We start from the raw sequence: 18,325 nt of genomic DNA on the forward strand, positions 1-18,325 counted from the left end.
CTTTTGCGCTTATTTTGTTTGTTGCTTGTTCATCGCGCTCATCATTTGATTGATTTTCTTTTGGGAAGGTTTTTGTCCCATTTGCATCATCATCATTTTTAACATTTGTTCGTTAATTGGTGGATTTTTTTGTAAGTAATTCATCATATATTTGCGGGCAATGAAAAATCCTAACGCCACGCCTGCTACTAGTGCTACTACGCCCACTAGAATACCTAACCACATTGGCATATCTTTTCCTCCTTCATGTTGTCTACCTTACAGTGTACTAAAACCTTTTCAATAAGACAAGATACTATTCGACATTTTTTACACATATGTTCGTACTTGTTTGAGAGGATTTAACCAACCGTACTTTTTATTTTCATAATCCATCGCTAAAAATGTTAACTCACATTTTCTAAGCACTTCAAAGAAAGTTGTTTCCATGGATACATTTCCAGAAGTATTCATTCGAATATATTGTGGTTTCACCATTATTTCGCCGTATTCGGCTCCTGTATCGAGCGTATGAGTATGATTTGTTCTTTCATATTTACCAAGAACACGCAAAGCTTGTTCTAATTTATGATCAATTTTCATTACTTGTAACGGCATCGTAATATACGTCATTTGTTTATATAATACTTTCTTCTCCGAAAGGGACCCAGATTCTGAAAATCGAGCAAATAAATCAAAAAACAAATATTCACGACCAAAGTAAGCTTTCGCAATATCCTCTTGAATTAAGTACAATTCATACATTTTCATTTTTTCCCTCCCGATCTGGACAACCTTTTCCCTACATTATATAAGAGAAAATTTGCAATGATTGTCTGACTACGGAGAGAGAAAAAACTTTTCCTGTCGAAAAAACTCAATTACATAGAAAAATCTCCCCATGCTGGAGAGATTTTTCTACAATCATTAAAGCATTTCTTTTACTTTACGAACAACGTTCTCTACAGTAAATCCATACTCTTCCATAATCTTCTCACCAGGAGCAGAAGCACCGAATGTGTCAATACCTAGTACATCTCCATCAAGACCTACGTAACGGTGCCATCCAATTGTAGCACCCATTTCAATTGCGAAACGTTTCGTTACTGCTTTTGGTAGTACAGATTCTTTGTACTCAGCAGTTTGAGCTTCAAAGCGATCCATAGATGGCATGCTAACAACAGCTGCATCAACGCCGTCTGCTGCTAAAGCTTTTTGCGCTTCGATTGCTAAGCTTACTTCAGATCCAGTTGCAATTAAGATTACATCAGCAGTTTCTTTCTTGCTTGCAGAAACTACATATGCACCTTTTGCTACTTTTTCATAAGTATCGTCTTTTGCACCTTCTAATGTTGGAAGATCTTGACGAGTTAACACTAATGCAGTTGGTGTTTTTGTAGATTCTAGAGCTAGTCTCCAAGCTGCAACTGATTCGTTACCGTCTGCTGGACGAATAACAGAAACGTTTGGCATTGCACGAAGTGCTGCTAATTGTTCAACCGGCTCATGTGTTGGACCATCTTCACCAACAGCAATACTATCATGTGTGAATACATATGTTACAGGCAATTGCATTAATGCTGCAAGGCGAATTGCTGGACGTAAGTAGTCAGAGAATACGAAGAACGTACCACCGTAAGTTTTTAAACCGCCATGAAGTGCAATACCGTTCATTGCTGCACCCATTGCGAACTCACGTACACCGTACCAAATGTTTTTACCGCTGTAATCAGCTCTTGTAAAGTCTTTTTCGTTATTCATGTATGTTTTGTTAGAACCAGCAAGGTCCGCAGATCCACCGAAGAATGATGGTACAGACTCTGCAATAGCATTAATTACAGCACCTGAAGAATTACGTGTTGCTGCTTTTGATCCTAATTCATAAGTTGGTAAGCTTTGTTCCCAACCTTCTGGAAGAAGACCGTTCATTGCTGCTTGCAGTTCGTTTGCTAATTCTGGATATGCTTGTGCATATTCACCGAGCATCGTGTTCCACGCAGCTTGCGTCGTTTCACCAACATCTTGTACTGTTTTACGGAAGTTGTCATATACTTCTTCTGCTACATGGAAGTCTTGTTCAGCAGTCCAAGCATATGCTTCTTTCGTTAATTTTGTTTCGTCTACACCAAGTGGAGAACCGTGTGAAGCTGATTTTCCTGATTTGTTTGGAGAACCGAAACCAATTGTCGTTCTTACTTCAATTAGCGTTGGGCGTTTTTCGTCAGCTTTCGCTTCTTCAATTGCTTTCGCGATTGCTTCAATATCGTTTCCATCCTCAACACGGATTACTTGCCAGCCGTATGCTTTGTAACGATCTTCTACACTTTCAGAGAATGAACGATTTAAATCGCCATCTAATGAAATATCGTTTGAATCGTAAAGCACAACAAGACGACCTAATTGTAAATGAGCAGCTAATGAAGATGCTTCAGCAGAAACGCCTTCCATTAAATCTCCATCACCACAAATAGCGTATGTATGATGATCTACTACATTATACGCATCACGGTTATATTTAGCCGCTAAATGTCTTTCAGCCATTGCCATACCTACAGCAGTTGCAATACCTTGTCCAAGTGGACCAGTCGTTGCGTCTACACCTGCAGTATGACCGTACTCAGGATGTCCTGGAGTTCTGCTTCCCCATTGACGGAAGTTCTTTAAGTCATCCATTGTTACATCATAACCAGATAGGTGAAGTAGACTGTATAATAACATTGAACCATGACCTGCAGATAATACGAAACGATCGCGGTTAAACCACGTTGGGTTATTTGGATTATGTTTCATAAATTGAGTCCATAATGTATAAGCCATTGGTGCTGCACCCATTGGCATTCCTGGGTGACCAGAGTTTGCTTTTTCAATCGCATCAATGGATAATGTGCGAATCGTGTTGATAGAAAGTTGTTCGATTGAATGTGACATGCTATTCTTCCCTTCGCGTATGTTAGTAAACGTTTTATACATTTATATGATAGCTTCCCACGCAAGATTATACAACATGTATCGACAAATATGTTGATGTTTTTTTGATTTCCCATAAAAAAAACAGTGATTACGGGAATGTATGGGCATTCAATATGACATACTTTTTTATTATTTTTATTTTAAAAAGAAAGGGAATTATCTGTATTTTTATACAAATACACTAATTTATTCTATACCAACTTTTTTGATAAACACTTAAAAATACAAAAATGCATCTGAATTAGACGCTTTTAAAATAAGTTAAATAATTCGCTTACGAATAGAACTTGAAATAAAATCAATTATAATTACCATTAAAATGATACCTAATAAAATAATTCCCACACGAGACCAATTACGTGAACTAAGTGCAAAAATTAATGGCGTACCAATACCACCTGCTCCAATAACACCTAAAATCGCAGCGGATCGTACATTAATTTCGAACCTGTATAACGTATACGATAGAAAATCCGGTAACACTTGTGGTAATACCGCATACCAAAGTATTTGAAACCGATTTGCACCCGTTGCTATTAACGCTTCCGTCGGTCCCTTATCTATATTTTCAATTCCTTCCGAATATAGTTTCCCTAACATTCCGATAGAGTGTAACCCTAAAGCTAGAACTCCGGCAAAAGAGCCTGGACCAACAGCTTTTATAAATAAAAGAGCCATAACTAATTCTGGAAATGTACGAACAAAACTAAGTACAAATTTCCCAGTTCCTGAAGTTAATTTTCCACTACTCATATTCGTTGCCGCCCAAAAAGCAAATGGAACAGATAAAAAAGCAGAAATAAATGTACCTAATATCGCAATTGCGAACGTATCAATTAAACCATGTAATAAATCTTCACCATCTGGCAAAGATACATACGACCAATCTGGGTTTAATACGCCTGTCATAATTGCTTTTGTAATTTCTCCCGCCGTATTCTTTATTCCCTCTAACGGGACTCCTGAAAAGGCCCATACATATACAACTGTAAGTGCTATAAAAATAATCCAGCGATTTACACTTAGTTTCTTCGGTTTTGGTATGATTATCGTCGTTTTACTCATTATAATTTCTCCCGCAACAATGTACTTATATAATCAATTAGCAATACAACAAAAAGGGTATAAATAATAATGGAGGCAGTTTGTTGATATTGTAAAAATCCAAGTGTACGATCATAATATAATCCAATACCACCTGCTCCTACTAAACCTAGAACAGCTGCTGCACGTACATTCACCTCAAATGTATAAAGTACATAGGAGACGAAGTGCGCTTTCACTTGCGGAATGACCCCATAAACTATCCATTGCACCTTATTCGCTCCTACAGCTGTCATCGCTTCTAATGGACCTGGATCAATTGATTCAATGGACTCATACAATAATTTCGCTACGAGTCCAATCGAGAAACAAGTAAGAGCCAAAATACCTGGAAGTGGTCCTATTCCAAAAATCGCTACAAAAATAGCCGCTAATAATAAATCTGGTATTGTTCGTATAAAATTTAAAATCAATCGAGCTGGACTGTACAAAAATACACTAGTAAATACATTACTTGCGGCAAATAGTGCAAGTGGAATGGCTAAAATCGCCCCTAAAGTCGTTCCAATAATCGCCATACGTATTGTATCTAACATTGCTGTTGTAATAATTTGAAAATAACTCCAATCTGGTGGCACCATTTCCTTCAATAAATCCATCATATTTGGAAAACCAACTACTAGTTTTGAAAATGATGCGTCGACCTGTACACTACTACCCCACAACAGTAAAATAACTAGAATAACCGTTAACATATGTTTCAATTTACTCGGCGGCTTCGGTATCGATTTCGAATATATCGTCACTTCATTCATTTTGCTGCCACCTCTAATAATGCGCTTTTCTGAGCTACGTCCCCATAAATTTCAGCGAATTTTTCATCCGTTGCCTCTTCTACTAATCCATCAAAAACAATTTCACCAGCATGTAATCCAATAATACGAGTAGCATATTGCCTCGCTAAATCAATAGAATGTAAGTTTACAATTGTCGTAATTCCAAAATCTTCATTAATTTTCTTCAAATCATCCATTACTTGCTTTGTTGTCAGTGGATCTAACGAAGCAACAGGCTCATCTGCCAATATGATTTTTGCTTCTTGTGCCAATGCTCTAGCAATTGATACACGTTGCTGTTGTCCCCCTGATAATTCATCAGCCCGTGCATATGCTTTTTCTGAGATATTCACTCTATTCAACGCCTGGAATGCAAGCTCCACATCCTCTTTCGGAAACAGACCTAACGTTGTACGCAATGTAGAATGATATCCAACCCGCCCAGCTAATACATTCTTCAGTACCGTTGATCGCTTCACAAGGTTAAAGCTTTGAAAAATCATACCAATATCTCGGCGCATGCGTCGTAATCCTTTTCCTTTTGCAGCAGTAATAGACTCCCCTTCAATAATGATTTCTCCTTCTGTGATCTCATGAAGGCGATTTACCGATCTGAGAAGTGTAGATTTTCCAGCCCCGGATAGCCCGACCATTACAACAAACTCACCTTTTTGAATTTTTAAGTTTATATTATTCAATCCTTTTGTACCATTCGGATACACTTTGGAAACATTTCGAAACTCTATCACACATCTTACCTACCTTCTATGTATTATCAATAACTGAAAAACGGCAAACTAACTGAAATCACACACTTTCCAGTTAGTCGCCATTTCCATATGTATTATTGCGTTTTCACTTTCTTTCCATATTCACGAACAATATCAAATTTACTATCATCAGATTTAACATATCCTTCATGTGAGTATACTTCTTTAATGATTTTGTGCCCTTCCTCATTCTTTCCTATTTCAATGAAAGCATCTTGTAATTTCTTGCTCCACTCTGCATCTAAATCAGAGCGTACAGAAATTGTATCGTTTGGAATTTTCTCCGTAAATTTTACTATTTTCGTTTGATCGAATATATTCGGATAATCTTTTTTTACAATATTGCGAGCATCTTGGAATACAACAGCTGCATCTACATCACCATTTAAAAGAGCAATAAGTGACTGATCATGACCTTTTAATGTAACAGGTTTCACATCTTTCAACGGATCGATTCCCTCTTTTAACAATACAGCCGCAGGCCATACATAACCCGCTGATGATGTTACATCTTGATAGCCAATTTTTTTACCTTTTAAATCTTTTACACTATTAATATTAGAATCTTTCTTAACAACAAACTCTGATTTATAAACATCTACTAAATCCTTTGTGGGAGCTCCGGTTTCATCATCTACCCCAAAACGTTGCGCCTGTAAAATTACGTTTGCAGCCTTTTTCTCATGTGCTAACACATACGCTGTTGGAGGTAAAAAGCCTACATCTACTTGCTTAGATGCCATCGCTTCTACAATTGTATTGTAATTTGTTGAAATACTAACTTTTACCGGAATGTTTAATTTATCACTTAATAGCTTTTCCAATGGTTTTGCCTTCGCCTCTAACGTATCTGCATTTTGAGAAGGAACAAATTGAACATTTAGCGTCTTCGGTACATAACCTTTTTTCGTATCTTCATTTTTACTTGCACTTGATTCCTTCGTTCCACATCCACTTAATAATCCCGCTGCTAGTACAACTGTTGTGCTCATTGCAAAAACTTTTTTCAACATGTTAATGCCTCCATTTTTCGTTGTTATAAAATAATCTTCCATAAACATGAAGAAATATATCACACATTTTTACAAACAATTGCTTATTTACAGAATCTTTACACATTCTATACATTCACATTAAAATTCTTTTCATATATTTGATATGATTAATTGAAAGATAACAATAGAAAAGGTGAATGGTGTTGAATCAAAATCAAATTGTAACTTTAAATATTTTATTAACAAGCGACGTACATGGTACAGTGTATCCAATTCACTACCAAGATAACTCCAAAGCAGAAATTGGTTTAGCTAAAATTTCTACTCTCATAAAAAAAGAACGTTCTCAAAATACAAACGTTCTTTTGATTGATAACGGTGACTTTATACAAGGAACACCATTTACTTATCATTACGCTACATACGAAAAAGATAAGAAAAATCCAATGTCCTTATTAGCTAACTACTTAGAGTATGACACTGCAATTATCGGCAATCATGAATTCAATTATGGAATGGATATATTAAATCATGCTGTAGATACTGCAAACTTCCCGTACCTATCAGCAAACATTTTAGATAAAAACATAAAAGAACCTTATTTCGGGAAACCATATATAATAAAACATATCGAATCAAATGTGAAAATTGCTATTTTAGGGGTAACAACGCATTACATCCCAAATTGGGAACAAGCCCATCACATTAAAGATCTACTATTTGAAGACGCATTCGAAACTACAAGAAAATGGGTTTCTTACATCCGTGAACATGAAAAACCAGATTTACTAGTCGTCGCCTATCACGGAGGATTTGAACGTGATTTACAAACTGGAGAACCGACTGAAGTTTTAACAGGTGAAAACCAAGGATATGCAATATGCCATGACATTGAAGGCATAGATATTTTACTAACAGGCCACCAACACCGAGAAATTGCTCAAACAACGGATAATGGTGTAACAGTTTTACAGACCGGATGCAATGGACACTCAGTTGGAAAAGTAACAGTAACATTCGAAAAAGCAGAACAAAAATGGGTGAAAAAAGAGAGTTATTCAGAGTTATTGCCCGTACAAGGAATTGAGGCAGACAAAGATGTTCTTTCCTTGGTAGCCGATTATGAAGAGAAAACACAAAATTGGCTTGATCAACCTATTGGAATCATTCATGGGGACATGCGAATTTTAGATGCTATGCAAACTCGTTTGCAAGACCATCCTTTTATTGAATTCATAAATAAAATACAGATGGAAATAGCTAATGTCTCTATTTCTTGTACAAGTTTGTTCCAAAATACATCTCCAGGTTTCCCGCAACATGTCACAATGCGGGATATCGTTACCAATTATATTTATCCAAACACATTACAGGTTATTCGAGTGACTGGAGCAGATATAAAGGATGCTCTCGAACTCTCTGCTACTTATTTCACATTAAATGAAGATGGAGATATAATTGTTAATCCTGCATTCATAGAACCAAAACCTGCGCACTATAATTACGATATGTGGGAAGGAATTTCGTATGTATTAAACATTTCAAAACCTATTGGGGAGAGAATAGAGTTTTTACAGTATAAAGGCGCTTCTCTTAATATGAATGAAGAATATGACGTTGTTATGAATAATTATCGTGCAAGCGGTGGTGGGAACTTCTTTATGTTTCAAAATAAACCAATAGTAAAAGACATACCAACAGATATGTCTGAACTTATCGCTAACTATATATTGAAGCATAAAAGGATAGAAGCAACGAAAAATGACAACTGGAAAGTTATTAAATAACGATTTTAACAAATAAAAAAGATGGGCTGCGCCCATCTTTTAATTTAATTTTGCATTATCTTGCTTTTTTAAAGCTTTTAATTTCGCCGGTGTAACATCCGTGCCTTCTTCGTTAACGACTTTAATTCCTTTTAATTCGTTTAACATATTTTGACGAAATCCTTTTAAATATTGTTCACGTAGCGATTGGCGCTCACGTTGTTCTTCTTCAGTTAAGCCTTCAGCTTTTGCTTTTTTCGCTAAGAAGTTAATGCGTTCAATGAGTTCGTGACTTGGCATCTCGAATCCCCCTTCTACTCAAAACTGATTATTATCATACAATAGTTAATCCTCTTTATCAAGCAATTGCTTTGTATATTCTACATATCTTCGATGTACAGTTGCTTTTGAAACATCATGACCAAAACCACGAAGTGTTGCTGCAATTTCTTCAAAAGTTAATTCATTCCGGCGTAAACGTACAATTTCCTCAATTGGCACTTCTTTTTTCTCACGTCCTATACTTAAATGACGATTTTTCAAATTATTTTCCGGACGAAACCCTTTCTCTATCGCCCTTTGCATGCCACGCTTAATCTTTAAATTGTGGATCTTTCTTTGATACTCTTCAACAATCCCAATTATATCTAGCACCATCGAATCAGAGTCAGAGAGTTCTAATTCTCCATTATGCGTATGTGTATATACTTTTATTCCCTCTTTATGTAAACAGTGCATTAATGCAATCTTCGCATTCCCTCTACCAAGGCGCGTTTCATCTTGTATTAGAAGTACATCAACTTGTTCATCGCGAATTGTATCTAGCACTTCTAATATGCCATCACGTTCAATTGTATAACCGCTAGCCTGCTCCTCAATCACCTTTGTAACATTCATTTGATAGCGCTCAGCTAAATGCAATAATTCATCTTTTTGACGCAATAATGATGTTTCCTGCGCTTCTTTTGTTGTGCTCACACGTGCATAAATAATTGCATTCATTTTGAACCCTTCTTTCTCACTATATTTTCCTTATAGTGTATCATAAATTCGTCTTTCGTTCGAACTTATGTTTGTAGAATGTTTTTTCGCATGTTATACTTAATAATAAGAAAAATGAAAGAAAACGAGGTGTTAGAAAACATGGAAAAGTTAACGAAACGCCAGCAAGACATTCTCGACTTTATTAAGCTAAAAGTACAAGAAAAAGGATATCCACCTTCCGTACGTGAAATCGGTCAAGCAGTCGGCCTTGCTTCTAGTTCTACAGTGCACGGACATTTATCACGACTAGAAGAAAAAGGATATATTCGACGCGACCCAACAAAACCACGCGCAATTGAAATTTTAGGTGACAACCGAATAGAAACACAATCTGTTATTCAAGTTCCAATCGTCGGAAAAGTTACTGCCGGTTTACCGATTACAGCAGTCGAAAGTGTAGAAGATCACTTCCCACTTCCAGCTAGTATCGTTTCTGGAGCAGATCAAGTGTTTATGTTACGCATTTCTGGAGATAGCATGATTGAAGCTGGTATCTTTGATGGTGATTTAGTTGTTGTTCGCCAACAACAGTCTGCATACAACGGTGAAATTGTAGTTGCTTTAACAGAAGATAACGAAGCAACTGTTAAACGTTTCTATAAAGAAAAAGATCATTTCCGTTTACAACCGGAAAACTCTTCACTAGAACCTATTATTTTAAAACAAGTGTCAGTTATTGGAAAAGTAATTGGCGTATATCGTGATTTACATTAAAAGTAATAAAAAGAAGATAATTACCTATTTATATAAGTAATTATCTTCTTTTTATATTTTGATAGATTTCCGTTCATTCAAAAGAATTCATTTCATTCATTATTAACGCGTTTCAATAGTAACATCTCCAGCAGCAGTTTTGCCGCTAATCTTTTTACTACCATTACCAATCGTTATATTTTTATTTTCTTCATTAAAAATTGTCACGTCTCCAGCAGCTGTTTGCCCAGTTATAACTGCATCTTGTGGTTTTTCCAATAAAGTAATATCTACATCTCCAGCAGTTGAAATTGCCTCTAAATCATATTTAGAATCATGATCAATAATATCTATATCCCCACTAGCCGTTTTTGCTGATGCTTTCCCTATTACTTTTTTAAAATTCACCTCACCAGCTTTTGTAGAACCCTCCACACTCTTTGCTGTTATATGTTTCAAATCCACTTCTCCGGCGAGTGTTTCAGCACTTACGCGGTCACTTTTCACATTACTTATTTCTATTTGTCCAGCGGATGAATTTACTTTTATCTCTTGATAAGAACGTTCAGGTACTAATATAGTTAATGTAGGCGTTTGAAATCCGAAATTGTAAAATGAAAAATCAAATGAAACACCTTTTTCTATTTTCCCTATGACTTTTAATGTATCACCATCTTCAGCAATACGAATCTCCTGTTTACTTACGTCACCTGTTTGCTTTACATAAAAAAAGGAATCAGGAGATTTTTGGACAACAATATCTCCAGCATCTAACTTAACTTCTACATTTTTTAGCGTTTCGTTTTTAATTACGTCCTCTCTATCTCCTTTTTCTGCAGTTTGTACTGCTTTTTCATATGTTTGTGAAATCCCTATTACTCCAATAATGATACAAGCGATAGCTACTAATAATATTTTTTTCATCATCTACTCCCCTTTTATCATTTTGAAGTTCCACACTACATAGCGTACACATAATCTTTTAAACCACTTCGTACTATAATAAGCTACAATACAGAACAACAAACCTACTCCGACAAACGTTATACTAACGAAAAAATCCAACCAAATAAAAGTACCCATAAATACTTTTAAAATAACGAAAAATGGTGTCACTACACTAGCAATACCACCGACCCAAAAGGAAAATATAAAAGCTATAATTGCAATTAATGGGGCTAACACAATAATAAAATTAAACAAACTAAGTCCAACCGCTGCCATGACAGCTCTTGTTATATTTGAAGTCGATGGATCCTTTTTCATCTCATCAAAGCGATACAAAGCAAGCAAATCTTTCGCAATTACTTTCGGAGAACCGAGTCCCTTTATTATTTCTAATTCAGTTTTCCCCTCTTCTATCCCAAACTGAAAGTGTTCTTCATAATCAAATAAAATATCTTGTCGCTCTTCTTCCGGTAACTTTCTAAGATGACTTGATAATTCTTTAAGAAACTGCTCTTTACTCATCCCATTCCACCCCTTCAATAATTTCTTGAACACCTTTAGCAAAATCACGCCACTCTGTTACTAATAACGTAAGTTGTATCTCTCCTTGCTCTGTTAGTTGATAATATTTACGGGGCGGCCCTTCCGTGGATTCTTTTAAATATGTTTGGAAATATCCCTCTTTCGTTAAACGACGTAATAGCGGATATACAGAACCTTCCGATATTAAAAATTTATTTGAAATTTGCTGAACAAGTTCATAACCATAACAATCCTTACGTTTTACAAGCGCCAATACACACAGTTCTAACACACCTTTTTTAAACTGAACATTCAAGGACAATCCCCCTTTCTCATTTTAGTACTGTTCAATACACGGTACTTATTTTATCCATAATATACCACTTGATACTATTTATTGCAAGGTACTAAATTATATTTATTCCCTAAATTTACAAAACACAAATATAAAAGCCCGAATAAGATCTGCTGTAACTGACCATTATCCGGGCTATCATTCAACTTGAATTACAATAATACAAGATTTCATTCAATCTTTCTCCTCTAAGAACCAACTTCCATTTGTGACCCTAATAAATTTCGAAATACACCTTTTCTCTCTTTAGCCAATTGATTAAATTCACCTTTTTGAACAATTTCACCTTTTCCTAAAACAATAACTTGATCTGCATTACGGATCGTAGATAAACGATGCGCAATAACAATAATAGTCATCGTTCCTTTCAATCTTTCTATTGCTGATTGGATCTTTACTTCATTTTCAGTATCTAATGCACTCGTAGCTTCATCTAATACTAAAATGGATGGTTGTCTTAAAATAGCTCGAGCTAGTACAAGTCGTTGACGTTCACCACCTGAAAGTCTCACTCCACGATCTCCAATTAGAGTATCAAGCCCTTTTGGAAGTATTCGTACAAATTCAGCAGCAGCAGCAAAATCTAATGCAGTCCAAATTTGTTCTTCACTCGCATTCGGCTCAATCATCAATAAATTTTCTCTTATGCTTGCATTAAATAAGAAAGGATCTTGTGGCACATAACTAATAGCCCGTCTCAATGACAATAAATTTTCACTTGTAAGAGGGGTTCCATCTATTAATACTTGACCTTTCTCTGGTTGAATCAATCCCATTAAAACATCGATTAATGTACTCTTCCCAGCTCCCGAATGTCCCACAATAGCCGTCATACTATTGATTGGTATTTGCACATTAATATTTTGAAGTGCATACAAATGCTCCTTCTTATTATACCGAAAATAAATATCCTTACATTCAATACCCTGTTCTATACAAATCGCCTTTATATGTTTTTGCTGATGTATATCCTGCATTTCAATCGCTTCATTACATTCCTCTTGTAATTCCCATAATGACTTAAAAGCAGGAATGCTTGCAGCCAGTTGTTCTAAATTTGATTGAATTGCCGTAAATCGTGGCCATAGTCTCGAAAAGATGAGTATGATTAATAGTAATTGGGTGGGTTCAGATTTAAACAATTTAATAGATACAAAAATAAGCATGGCAATTAATACAGACGATGTAATTTTATAAAAAAGCTGAGAATGGTTTTTCAACCTTATGAATTCAAGCTGCTCTTTCTCTATTTTTTCACACCAATTATCTAACCATTTATATCTAGCATCCTCCAGCATATTACTCTTAATATCTTTCACACCATTAAAATGATCGGTTATCCCTCCAATATATCCCCTTGCTATCTCCGATGTCCTATTCCCTAGTTCCCTTGATTTTTTTATAAACCGTCTTGAAAAATACGCTAATACAATTCCCGCGAATAAAACAAAAATAGTTATTTTCACGGATAACCATATTGCAATTCCTATTTGTATAATAGAAGTATCCAAATTCTTTTCCGTATGATAGTAAATAGATTTTTTAAATTTATTTCCTTATCCATAACTTCCCTCCTCATTTAAAACCAATGAGCTTGAAATTGACATCAAAACATCAAGAAAAAATAATATTTTTATTGTTTTAAATATACAAACATTTCTAGTTAATGCCATTTTAGTTCTTTATATAGAACGAGTCAACAGAAATTATTTTTACTAAATTACCTCTTGTTGACACCTCTAAAAATGCGACAGCATTCGCTATAATTTATTGTAGATAAATGACGAAAAAGCCCTGATACCGTAGTATCAGGGCTTTTTTCTCTCTTAGTATAGAGACATATATTGATCGCGTTCCCATTGGTGAACTTGCGTGCGGAAAATATCCCACTCAATTTCTTTTGCTTCAATGAAGTGCTCAAGTAAATGATCACCTAATGCGCCACATACGATTTCATTAGATTGTAAAGTAACTAACGCTTGCGCTAATGTTGCTGGTAAATCAACGATACCAGCTTCTTCGCGCTCTTCTTTCGTCATTACGTAGATGTTACGGTCTACTGCAGCTGGTGGAGTTAATTTGTTTTTAATTCCATCAAGACCTGCTGCTAATAATGTTGCCATTACTAAATACGGGTTTGCAGCTGGGTCAACACTACGTACTTCTACGCGTGTACTAATACCACGAGATGCAGGGATACGTACTAATGGACTACGATTTTGTGCAGACCATGCTACGTAACATGGAGCTTCATATCCAGGCACTAAACGCTTGTAAGAGTTTACAGTTGGGTTTGCTACCGCTGTAAATGCTGGTGCATGTTTTAAAATACCTGCGATGAAGTGACGAGCATCATCACTTAATTGTAAATCACCGTTTTGATCGAAGAATACGTTCTCACCATTTTTAAATAATGATAAGTTACAGTGCATACCTGAACCGTTCACACCGTATAATGGTTTCGGCATAAATGTTGCGTGTAAACCATGTTTACGAGCAATCGTTCTTACAACAAGCTTGAATGTTTGAATGTCATCACATGAGCGAATTGCATTTGCATATTTAAAGTCAATTTCGTGTTGACCTGGTGCAACCTCATGGTGAGATGCTTCAATTTCAAAGCCCATTTCTTCAAGTTCAAGAACGATATCACGACGACAGTTTTCCCCTAGATCCATCGGCGCAAGGTCGAAGTATCCACCGTTATCGTTTAATTCCAGTGTTGGATTTCCTTTTTCATCAACTTTAAACAGGAAGAATTCTGGCTCTGGTCCAAGATTGAAATCTGAGAATCCTAATGCTTCCATTTCTTTTAACACACGCTTTAAGTTGTTACGTGGGTCGCCATCAAATGGAGTACCATCAGCATTGTAAATATCACAGATTAAACGAGCTACTTTACCTTTTTCAGCTGTCCAAGGGAAAATTACCCAAGTATCTAAATCCGGATATAAATACATATCAGATTCTTCAATACGTACGAAACCTTCAATAGAAGATCCATCAAACATCATTTTGTTATCAAGAGCTTTTGTTAATTGGCTCACTGGAATTTCTACGTTTTTAATTACCCCTAAAAGGTCCGTAAATTGCAGACGGATATACTTTACATTCTCTTCTTTCGCCAAACGGAAAATATCTTCTTTTGTGTACCTAGCCATTATAAATTCCTCCTTAGTCCCTCTAAACACCTTCAGAATCAGTTATCTTTAGTGAAAAAACCTTGAAATGTCACCTTGTCGCAATGAAGTCCGATTAAATCTACCTGTATGTTGTAGTTCATCTCGAAGAATTTTGCGAAGCTCGGATTTTGAAATTTCTTTCGTTTCTTCTTTTACTTTCACTGCTTCTGTTTGATTTTCTTTCATTTGCAATACTTGTTTAATTCCGGCCATATTTAAGCCTTGATCTAACAAATCTTTAATTTCCAACAATTTATCTACATCGTTAAATGAAAATAATCTACGATTCCCTTTTGTACGGGTTGGAAAAATAAGATTATGCTCTTCATAGTAGCGAATTTGACGTGCAGATAATTGTGTTAAATCCATTACAATACCAATTGGAAACAGCGGAGCAGAACGTCTATCTTCTTTCATTGTTTCAGTTCCTCCTTCGCCTTAACTGTTTCTCATTTTATACCATGTTATGTTTAGTGTCAATAGATGTTAGCTTTTCTTACATGTTTTTTTATAAATTTTTCCACTCTTTTTTCTAATGGTACAAATGATTGCTTTCACACGAAAAAAGCTGCCGAAATCGACAGCTTCCCTTTAAGAAATTGTTAATAGATTTTTTTCAATTAACGCATCAATCGCAGAACAAATCGCAATCTTTACATGCGAATAAGTTAACCCACCTTGTACGTAAGCAACATAAGGCGGACGAATTGGGCCATCAGCTGACAATTCGATACTTGCACCTTGAATAAACGTCCCCGCAGCCATAATTACATCATCCTCATAACCTGGCATATAGTTTGCATACGGAGTGAAATGCGAATTAATCGGAGATGCATATTGAATCGCTTGACAGAACGCAACCATACGATCTTTATCATCAAATTGAACAGACTGAATTAAATCTGTTCTTGAAGCATTCCACGCTGGCGATGTATTCATTCCTAACTTTTCTAAAAATGCCGCTGTAAAAATCGCACCTTTCAGCGCTTGCCCCGCAACATGCGGCGCTAAGAAGAAACCTTGATACATTTCTTGTAGACTGTATAAAGATGCCCCTGCTTCCGCACCAATCCCCGGAGATGTTAGACGATATGCACACGCTTCAACATACTGTTCTTTACCGACAATGTAACCACCCGTTTTAACAATTCCCCCGCCAGGATTCTTAATAAGAGAACCTGCCATTAAGTCCGCACCAACATGACATGGCTCTTCTTCTTCAATAAATTCGCCATAGCAGTTATCTACAAATACAACAACATCAGGTTTAATCTCTTTCACAAACGCAATCATCTCTTTAATTTGTGAAACAGTAAACGATGGACGAGTAGCATATCCTTTTGAACGCTGAATACCAATCATCTTCGTATTACTATGGATCGCAGCTGCAACAGCTTCAAAGTCCACAAACCCCTCTTCAGTTAACGGAACTGCGTTATAACCAATATTATATTCTTTAAATGAGCCTACACCTTTTCCGCGCACACCAACGATTTCTTCTAACGTATCATACGGTTTCCCCGTTATGTATAGTAACTCATCTCCCGGACGTAAAATACCAAATAAAGCTGTTGAAATTGCATGAGTACCCGAAATAATTTGAGGACGAACAAGACCCGCTTCCGCTCCAAATACATCCGCATACACTTTCTCTAACGTGTCACGACCAATATCATCATACCCATAACCTGTCGTCGGAATAAAATGCGAATCACTAATTTTATGTTTACGAAAACTTTCTAGCACACGAAATTGATTACTCTCAATTACTTCATCCACACGTTTATGCACTTCTATAATTTGACTTTCTACTTCTTTTACGATTGGAGCCATTTTTTCTCCATTTTTCAAACGATCAAACATTATTATTTTCTCCTTCTTCCACTAAAAATCTCTTTAATTGCCCATTAAGCGATGAATGAGCAAATATATATCCTGTACAATCATATACAAATTTATCTTCTAGAAACTCCATTTTAGTTAATAACGTTTCCGTCTTTAAAAGCGTTAACAACCTACCTTCACTCGGAGGAATTTCCACTTGATAATCATCCATTTCTTCCTTCATCTTCATTTCTATCGCTTCTTTTATACGCAGTAAATCACTTTCCTCAAAAGCACTAGTCATTAAGAAATCACTTTTCGGAAATGGAATGAAGTTTTGATGCAATTTATCTTTTTTATTATATAACGTAATAATAGGAATATGATTAATTTCAAGGTCTGACAATAATTGTTTTACTGTCTGCTCATGCCCTACATAATTAGAATCTGCCGAATCAACAACATGTAAAATAACATCCGCTTCACCAGCTTCTTCTAGTGTTGAACGAAAAGCAGCAATTAATGACGTAGGTAAATCTTGTATAAAACCAACTGTATCAGTTAGCAATACTGTATAACCAGAAGGTAACGGCATCTTTCTTGTTGTCGGATCTAACGTTGCAAACAATAAGTTTTCTTCAAACGTATCCGCTTCCGTTAATCTATTAAATAGCGTCGATTTCCCTGCATTTGTATACCCTATTAATGAAACTTGAAATACTTTATTGTCTTTTCTTCTCTCACGGTATCTTTTTCGATGTTCCACAACAACCGCAAGTTGTTTCTTTATTTCATCAATACGCGATCGAATATGACGACGGTCCGTTTCAAGCTTCGTCTCTCCCGGTCCTCTTGTACCAATTCCACCACCAAGACGTGATAAAGACAAACCTTGCCCCATAAGGCGCGGCATTGTATATTGCAACTGAGCTAGCTCTACTTGAAGCTTACCCTCTCTCGATTTCGCACGTTGCGCAAAGATATCTAGTATTAACTGCGTTCGGTCAATCACTCTCGCATCTAATACTGAAGATAAATTCCGAATTTGGCTTGGTGTTAACTCGTTGTTAAAAATAATAACAGCTGGTTCTAATTCTTCAGTTAACAGCGTAAGCTCTTCAAGTTTACCTTTTCCTATATAAGTCGCAGGATGAAACTTCGGGCGCTTTTGCGTCGTTGATACTAACACTTCCGCTCGCGCAGTCTTTGCTAGCGATACAAGCTCTTTCATGGAATGCATAAATTTTTCATCATCATCTTGCGACAATTGACAGCCAACTAATATGACTTTTTCTTTTTCTTCCATCAAATATGTTCACTCATCCTTTTCGAAATTTAAACCTTCTAATATAATAGCAGAGGAAGCATATTTCATCTAGTTAGCGGGGGAGAAAATT

18 protein-coding genes and 1 pseudogene are annotated in these 18,325 nt (G+C 36.0%); 2 read left to right on the top strand and 17 right to left on the bottom strand.

The window, feature by feature from the left end; all coding sequences use genetic code 11:
* Positions 1 to 9: 9 nt before the first annotated feature.
* The 7 genes from KPL75_RS04725 to KPL75_RS04755 all read right to left on the bottom strand — a co-directional run bounded on the left by KPL75_RS04725 (position 10) and on the right by KPL75_RS04755 (position 6,612).
* Complete coding sequence (locus KPL75_RS04725; RefSeq protein WP_001132292.1) at positions 10 to 231, bottom strand: YneF family protein; 222 nt, start codon at positions 229 to 231, stop codon at positions 10 to 12.
* Between the two features lie 78 nt (positions 232 to 309).
* Positions 310 to 750 carry a sporulation inhibitor of replication protein SirA gene (sirA, locus tag KPL75_RS04730; RefSeq protein ID WP_219919602.1) on the bottom strand — a complete coding sequence of 147 codons (441 nt, stop codon included), beginning with the start codon at positions 748 to 750 and terminating at the stop codon, positions 310 to 312.
* A gap of 156 nt (positions 751 to 906) precedes the next feature.
* Positions 907 to 2,907 carry a transketolase gene (tkt, locus tag KPL75_RS04735; protein WP_128853762.1) on the bottom strand — a complete coding sequence of 667 codons (2,001 nt, stop codon included), beginning with the start codon at positions 2,905 to 2,907 and terminating at the stop codon, positions 907 to 909.
* A gap of 303 nt (positions 2,908 to 3,210) precedes the next feature.
* A complete protein-coding gene (gene phnE / locus KPL75_RS04740; protein ID WP_219919603.1) occupies positions 3,211 to 4,014 on the bottom strand; it encodes a phosphonate ABC transporter, permease protein PhnE in 804 nt (267 codons plus the stop codon).
* Positions 4,014 to 4,808 carry a phosphonate ABC transporter, permease protein PhnE gene (gene phnE, locus KPL75_RS04745; protein WP_219919604.1) on the bottom strand — a complete coding sequence of 265 codons (795 nt, stop codon included), beginning with the start codon at positions 4,806 to 4,808 and terminating at the stop codon, positions 4,014 to 4,016. The genes phnE (KPL75_RS04740) and phnE (KPL75_RS04745) overlap by 1 nt, the downstream gene beginning before the upstream one ends.
* Positions 4,805 to 5,578, bottom strand: a complete 774-nt coding sequence (gene phnC, locus KPL75_RS04750) for a phosphonate ABC transporter ATP-binding protein (protein WP_002033479.1) — start codon at positions 5,576 to 5,578, stop codon at positions 4,805 to 4,807. Before phnC ends, phnE (KPL75_RS04745) begins: the two co-directional genes overlap by 4 nt.
* A 95-nt stretch (positions 5,579 to 5,673) precedes the next feature.
* Positions 5,674 to 6,612 (bottom strand): phosphate/phosphite/phosphonate ABC transporter substrate-binding protein, encoded by a 939-nt coding sequence (locus KPL75_RS04755; RefSeq protein WP_002137777.1) that lies wholly within the window; start codon positions 6,610 to 6,612, stop codon positions 5,674 to 5,676.
* A 185-nt stretch (positions 6,613 to 6,797) separates the two neighbouring features.
* On the opposite strand from KPL75_RS04755, the gene KPL75_RS04760 reads away from it, so the two are divergent.
* Positions 6,798 to 8,381, top strand: coding sequence for a bifunctional metallophosphatase/5'-nucleotidase (locus tag KPL75_RS04760; RefSeq protein ID WP_219919605.1), 1,584 nt, complete (start codon positions 6,798 to 6,800; stop codon positions 8,379 to 8,381).
* Positions 8,382 to 8,420: 39 nt separating this feature from the next.
* Here KPL75_RS04760 and KPL75_RS04765 read toward each other — a convergent pair whose 3' ends face one another.
* Together KPL75_RS04765 and KPL75_RS04770 are read right to left on the bottom strand one after the other, a co-directional pair.
* Positions 8,421 to 8,660 (bottom strand): DUF896 domain-containing protein, encoded by a 240-nt coding sequence (locus KPL75_RS04765; RefSeq protein WP_002121521.1) that lies wholly within the window; start codon positions 8,658 to 8,660, stop codon positions 8,421 to 8,423.
* Positions 8,661 to 8,705: 45 nt separating this feature from the next.
* Complete coding sequence (locus tag KPL75_RS04770) at positions 8,706 to 9,362, bottom strand: YneB family resolvase-like protein (protein WP_144505515.1); 657 nt, start codon at positions 9,360 to 9,362, stop codon at positions 8,706 to 8,708.
* Between the two features lie 141 nt (positions 9,363 to 9,503).
* Here KPL75_RS04770 and lexA point away from each other — a divergent pair, with 141 nt between their 5' ends.
* Complete coding sequence (gene lexA / locus KPL75_RS04775; RefSeq protein WP_215579317.1) at positions 9,504 to 10,118, top strand: transcriptional repressor LexA; 615 nt, start codon at positions 9,504 to 9,506, stop codon at positions 10,116 to 10,118.
* Between the two features lie 102 nt (positions 10,119 to 10,220).
* Here lexA and KPL75_RS04780 read toward each other — a convergent pair whose 3' ends face one another.
* From KPL75_RS04780 to hflX, 8 genes and pseudogenes are all read right to left on the bottom strand, one after another.
* Entirely contained in the window at positions 10,221 to 11,024 is an 804-nt protein-coding gene (locus KPL75_RS04780; RefSeq protein ID WP_219919606.1) for a DUF4097 family beta strand repeat-containing protein, read from the bottom strand.
* A complete protein-coding gene (locus KPL75_RS04785) occupies positions 11,025 to 11,567 on the bottom strand; it encodes a DUF1700 domain-containing protein (protein WP_219919607.1) in 543 nt (180 codons plus the stop codon).
* A complete protein-coding gene (locus KPL75_RS04790) occupies positions 11,560 to 11,883 on the bottom strand; it encodes a PadR family transcriptional regulator (protein ID WP_219919608.1) in 324 nt (107 codons plus the stop codon). Before KPL75_RS04790 ends, KPL75_RS04785 begins: the two co-directional genes overlap by 8 nt.
* 227 nt (positions 11,884 to 12,110) lie before the next feature.
* Positions 12,111 to 13,424: pseudogene (locus KPL75_RS04795) on the bottom strand (ABC transporter ATP-binding protein); the annotation flags it as partial.
* A 324-nt stretch (positions 13,425 to 13,748) separates the two neighbouring features.
* Complete coding sequence (glnA, locus tag KPL75_RS04800) at positions 13,749 to 15,083, bottom strand: type I glutamate--ammonia ligase (RefSeq protein WP_002014472.1); 1,335 nt, start codon at positions 15,081 to 15,083, stop codon at positions 13,749 to 13,751.
* Positions 15,084 to 15,131: 48 nt separating this feature from the next.
* Positions 15,132 to 15,521, bottom strand: a complete 390-nt coding sequence (gene glnR, locus KPL75_RS04805) for a transcriptional repressor GlnR (protein WP_002014475.1) — start codon at positions 15,519 to 15,521, stop codon at positions 15,132 to 15,134.
* A 174-nt stretch (positions 15,522 to 15,695) separates the two neighbouring features.
* Positions 15,696 to 16,967 carry a methionine gamma-lyase family protein gene (locus KPL75_RS04810; protein ID WP_219919609.1) on the bottom strand — a complete coding sequence of 424 codons (1,272 nt, stop codon included), beginning with the start codon at positions 16,965 to 16,967 and terminating at the stop codon, positions 15,696 to 15,698.
* Positions 16,960 to 18,234, bottom strand: a complete 1,275-nt coding sequence (hflX, locus tag KPL75_RS04815) for a GTPase HflX (protein ID WP_219919610.1) — start codon at positions 18,232 to 18,234, stop codon at positions 16,960 to 16,962. The genes KPL75_RS04810 and hflX overlap by 8 nt, the downstream gene beginning before the upstream one ends.
* Positions 18,235 to 18,325 lie beyond the last annotated feature (91 nt).

The organism is Bacillus sp. NP247, from assembly GCF_018966865.1.
In the GTDB taxonomy this organism is placed as follows: Bacteria; Bacillota; Bacilli; order Bacillales; family Bacillaceae_G; genus Bacillus_A.

Bases quoted from the DNA above. Each gene is read 5' to 3' on its own strand.
- KPL75_RS04725 (WP_001132292.1), bottom strand. From the start codon at position 231: ATGCCAATGTGGTTAGGTATTCTAGTGGGCGTAGTAGCACTAGTAGCA.
- sirA (WP_219919602.1), bottom strand. From the start codon at position 750: ATGAAAATGTATGAATTGTACTTAATTCAAGAGGATATTGCGAAAGCT.
- tkt (WP_128853762.1), bottom strand. From the start codon at position 2,907: ATGTCACATTCAATCGAACAACTTTCTATCAACACGATTCGCACATTA.
- phnE (WP_219919603.1), bottom strand. From the start codon at position 4,014: ATGAGTAAAACGACGATAATCATACCAAAACCGAAGAAACTAAGTGTA.
- phnE (WP_219919604.1), bottom strand. From the start codon at position 4,808: ATGAATGAAGTGACGATATATTCGAAATCGATACCGAAGCCGCCGAGT.
- KPL75_RS04755 (WP_002137777.1), bottom strand. From the start codon at position 6,612: ATGTTGAAAAAAGTTTTTGCAATGAGCACAACAGTTGTACTAGCAGCG.
- KPL75_RS04765 (WP_002121521.1), bottom strand. From the start codon at position 8,660: ATGCCAAGTCACGAACTCATTGAACGCATTAACTTCTTAGCGAAAAAA.
- KPL75_RS04770 (WP_144505515.1), bottom strand. From the start codon at position 9,362: ATGAATGCAATTATTTATGCACGTGTGAGCACAACAAAAGAAGCGCAG.
- lexA (WP_215579317.1), top strand. From the start codon at position 9,504: ATGGAAAAGTTAACGAAACGCCAGCAAGACATTCTCGACTTTATTAAG.
- KPL75_RS04780 (WP_219919606.1), bottom strand. From the start codon at position 11,024: ATGATGAAAAAAATATTATTAGTAGCTATCGCTTGTATCATTATTGGA.
- KPL75_RS04785 (WP_219919607.1), bottom strand. From the start codon at position 11,567: ATGAGTAAAGAGCAGTTTCTTAAAGAATTATCAAGTCATCTTAGAAAG.
- glnA (WP_002014472.1), bottom strand. From the start codon at position 15,083: ATGGCTAGGTACACAAAAGAAGATATTTTCCGTTTGGCGAAAGAAGAG.
- glnR (WP_002014475.1), bottom strand. From the start codon at position 15,521: ATGAAAGAAGATAGACGTTCTGCTCCGCTGTTTCCAATTGGTATTGTA.
- KPL75_RS04810 (WP_219919609.1), bottom strand. From the start codon at position 16,967: ATGTTTGATCGTTTGAAAAATGGAGAAAAAATGGCTCCAATCGTAAAA.
- hflX (WP_219919610.1), bottom strand. From the start codon at position 18,234: ATGGAAGAAAAAGAAAAAGTCATATTAGTTGGCTGTCAATTGTCGCAA.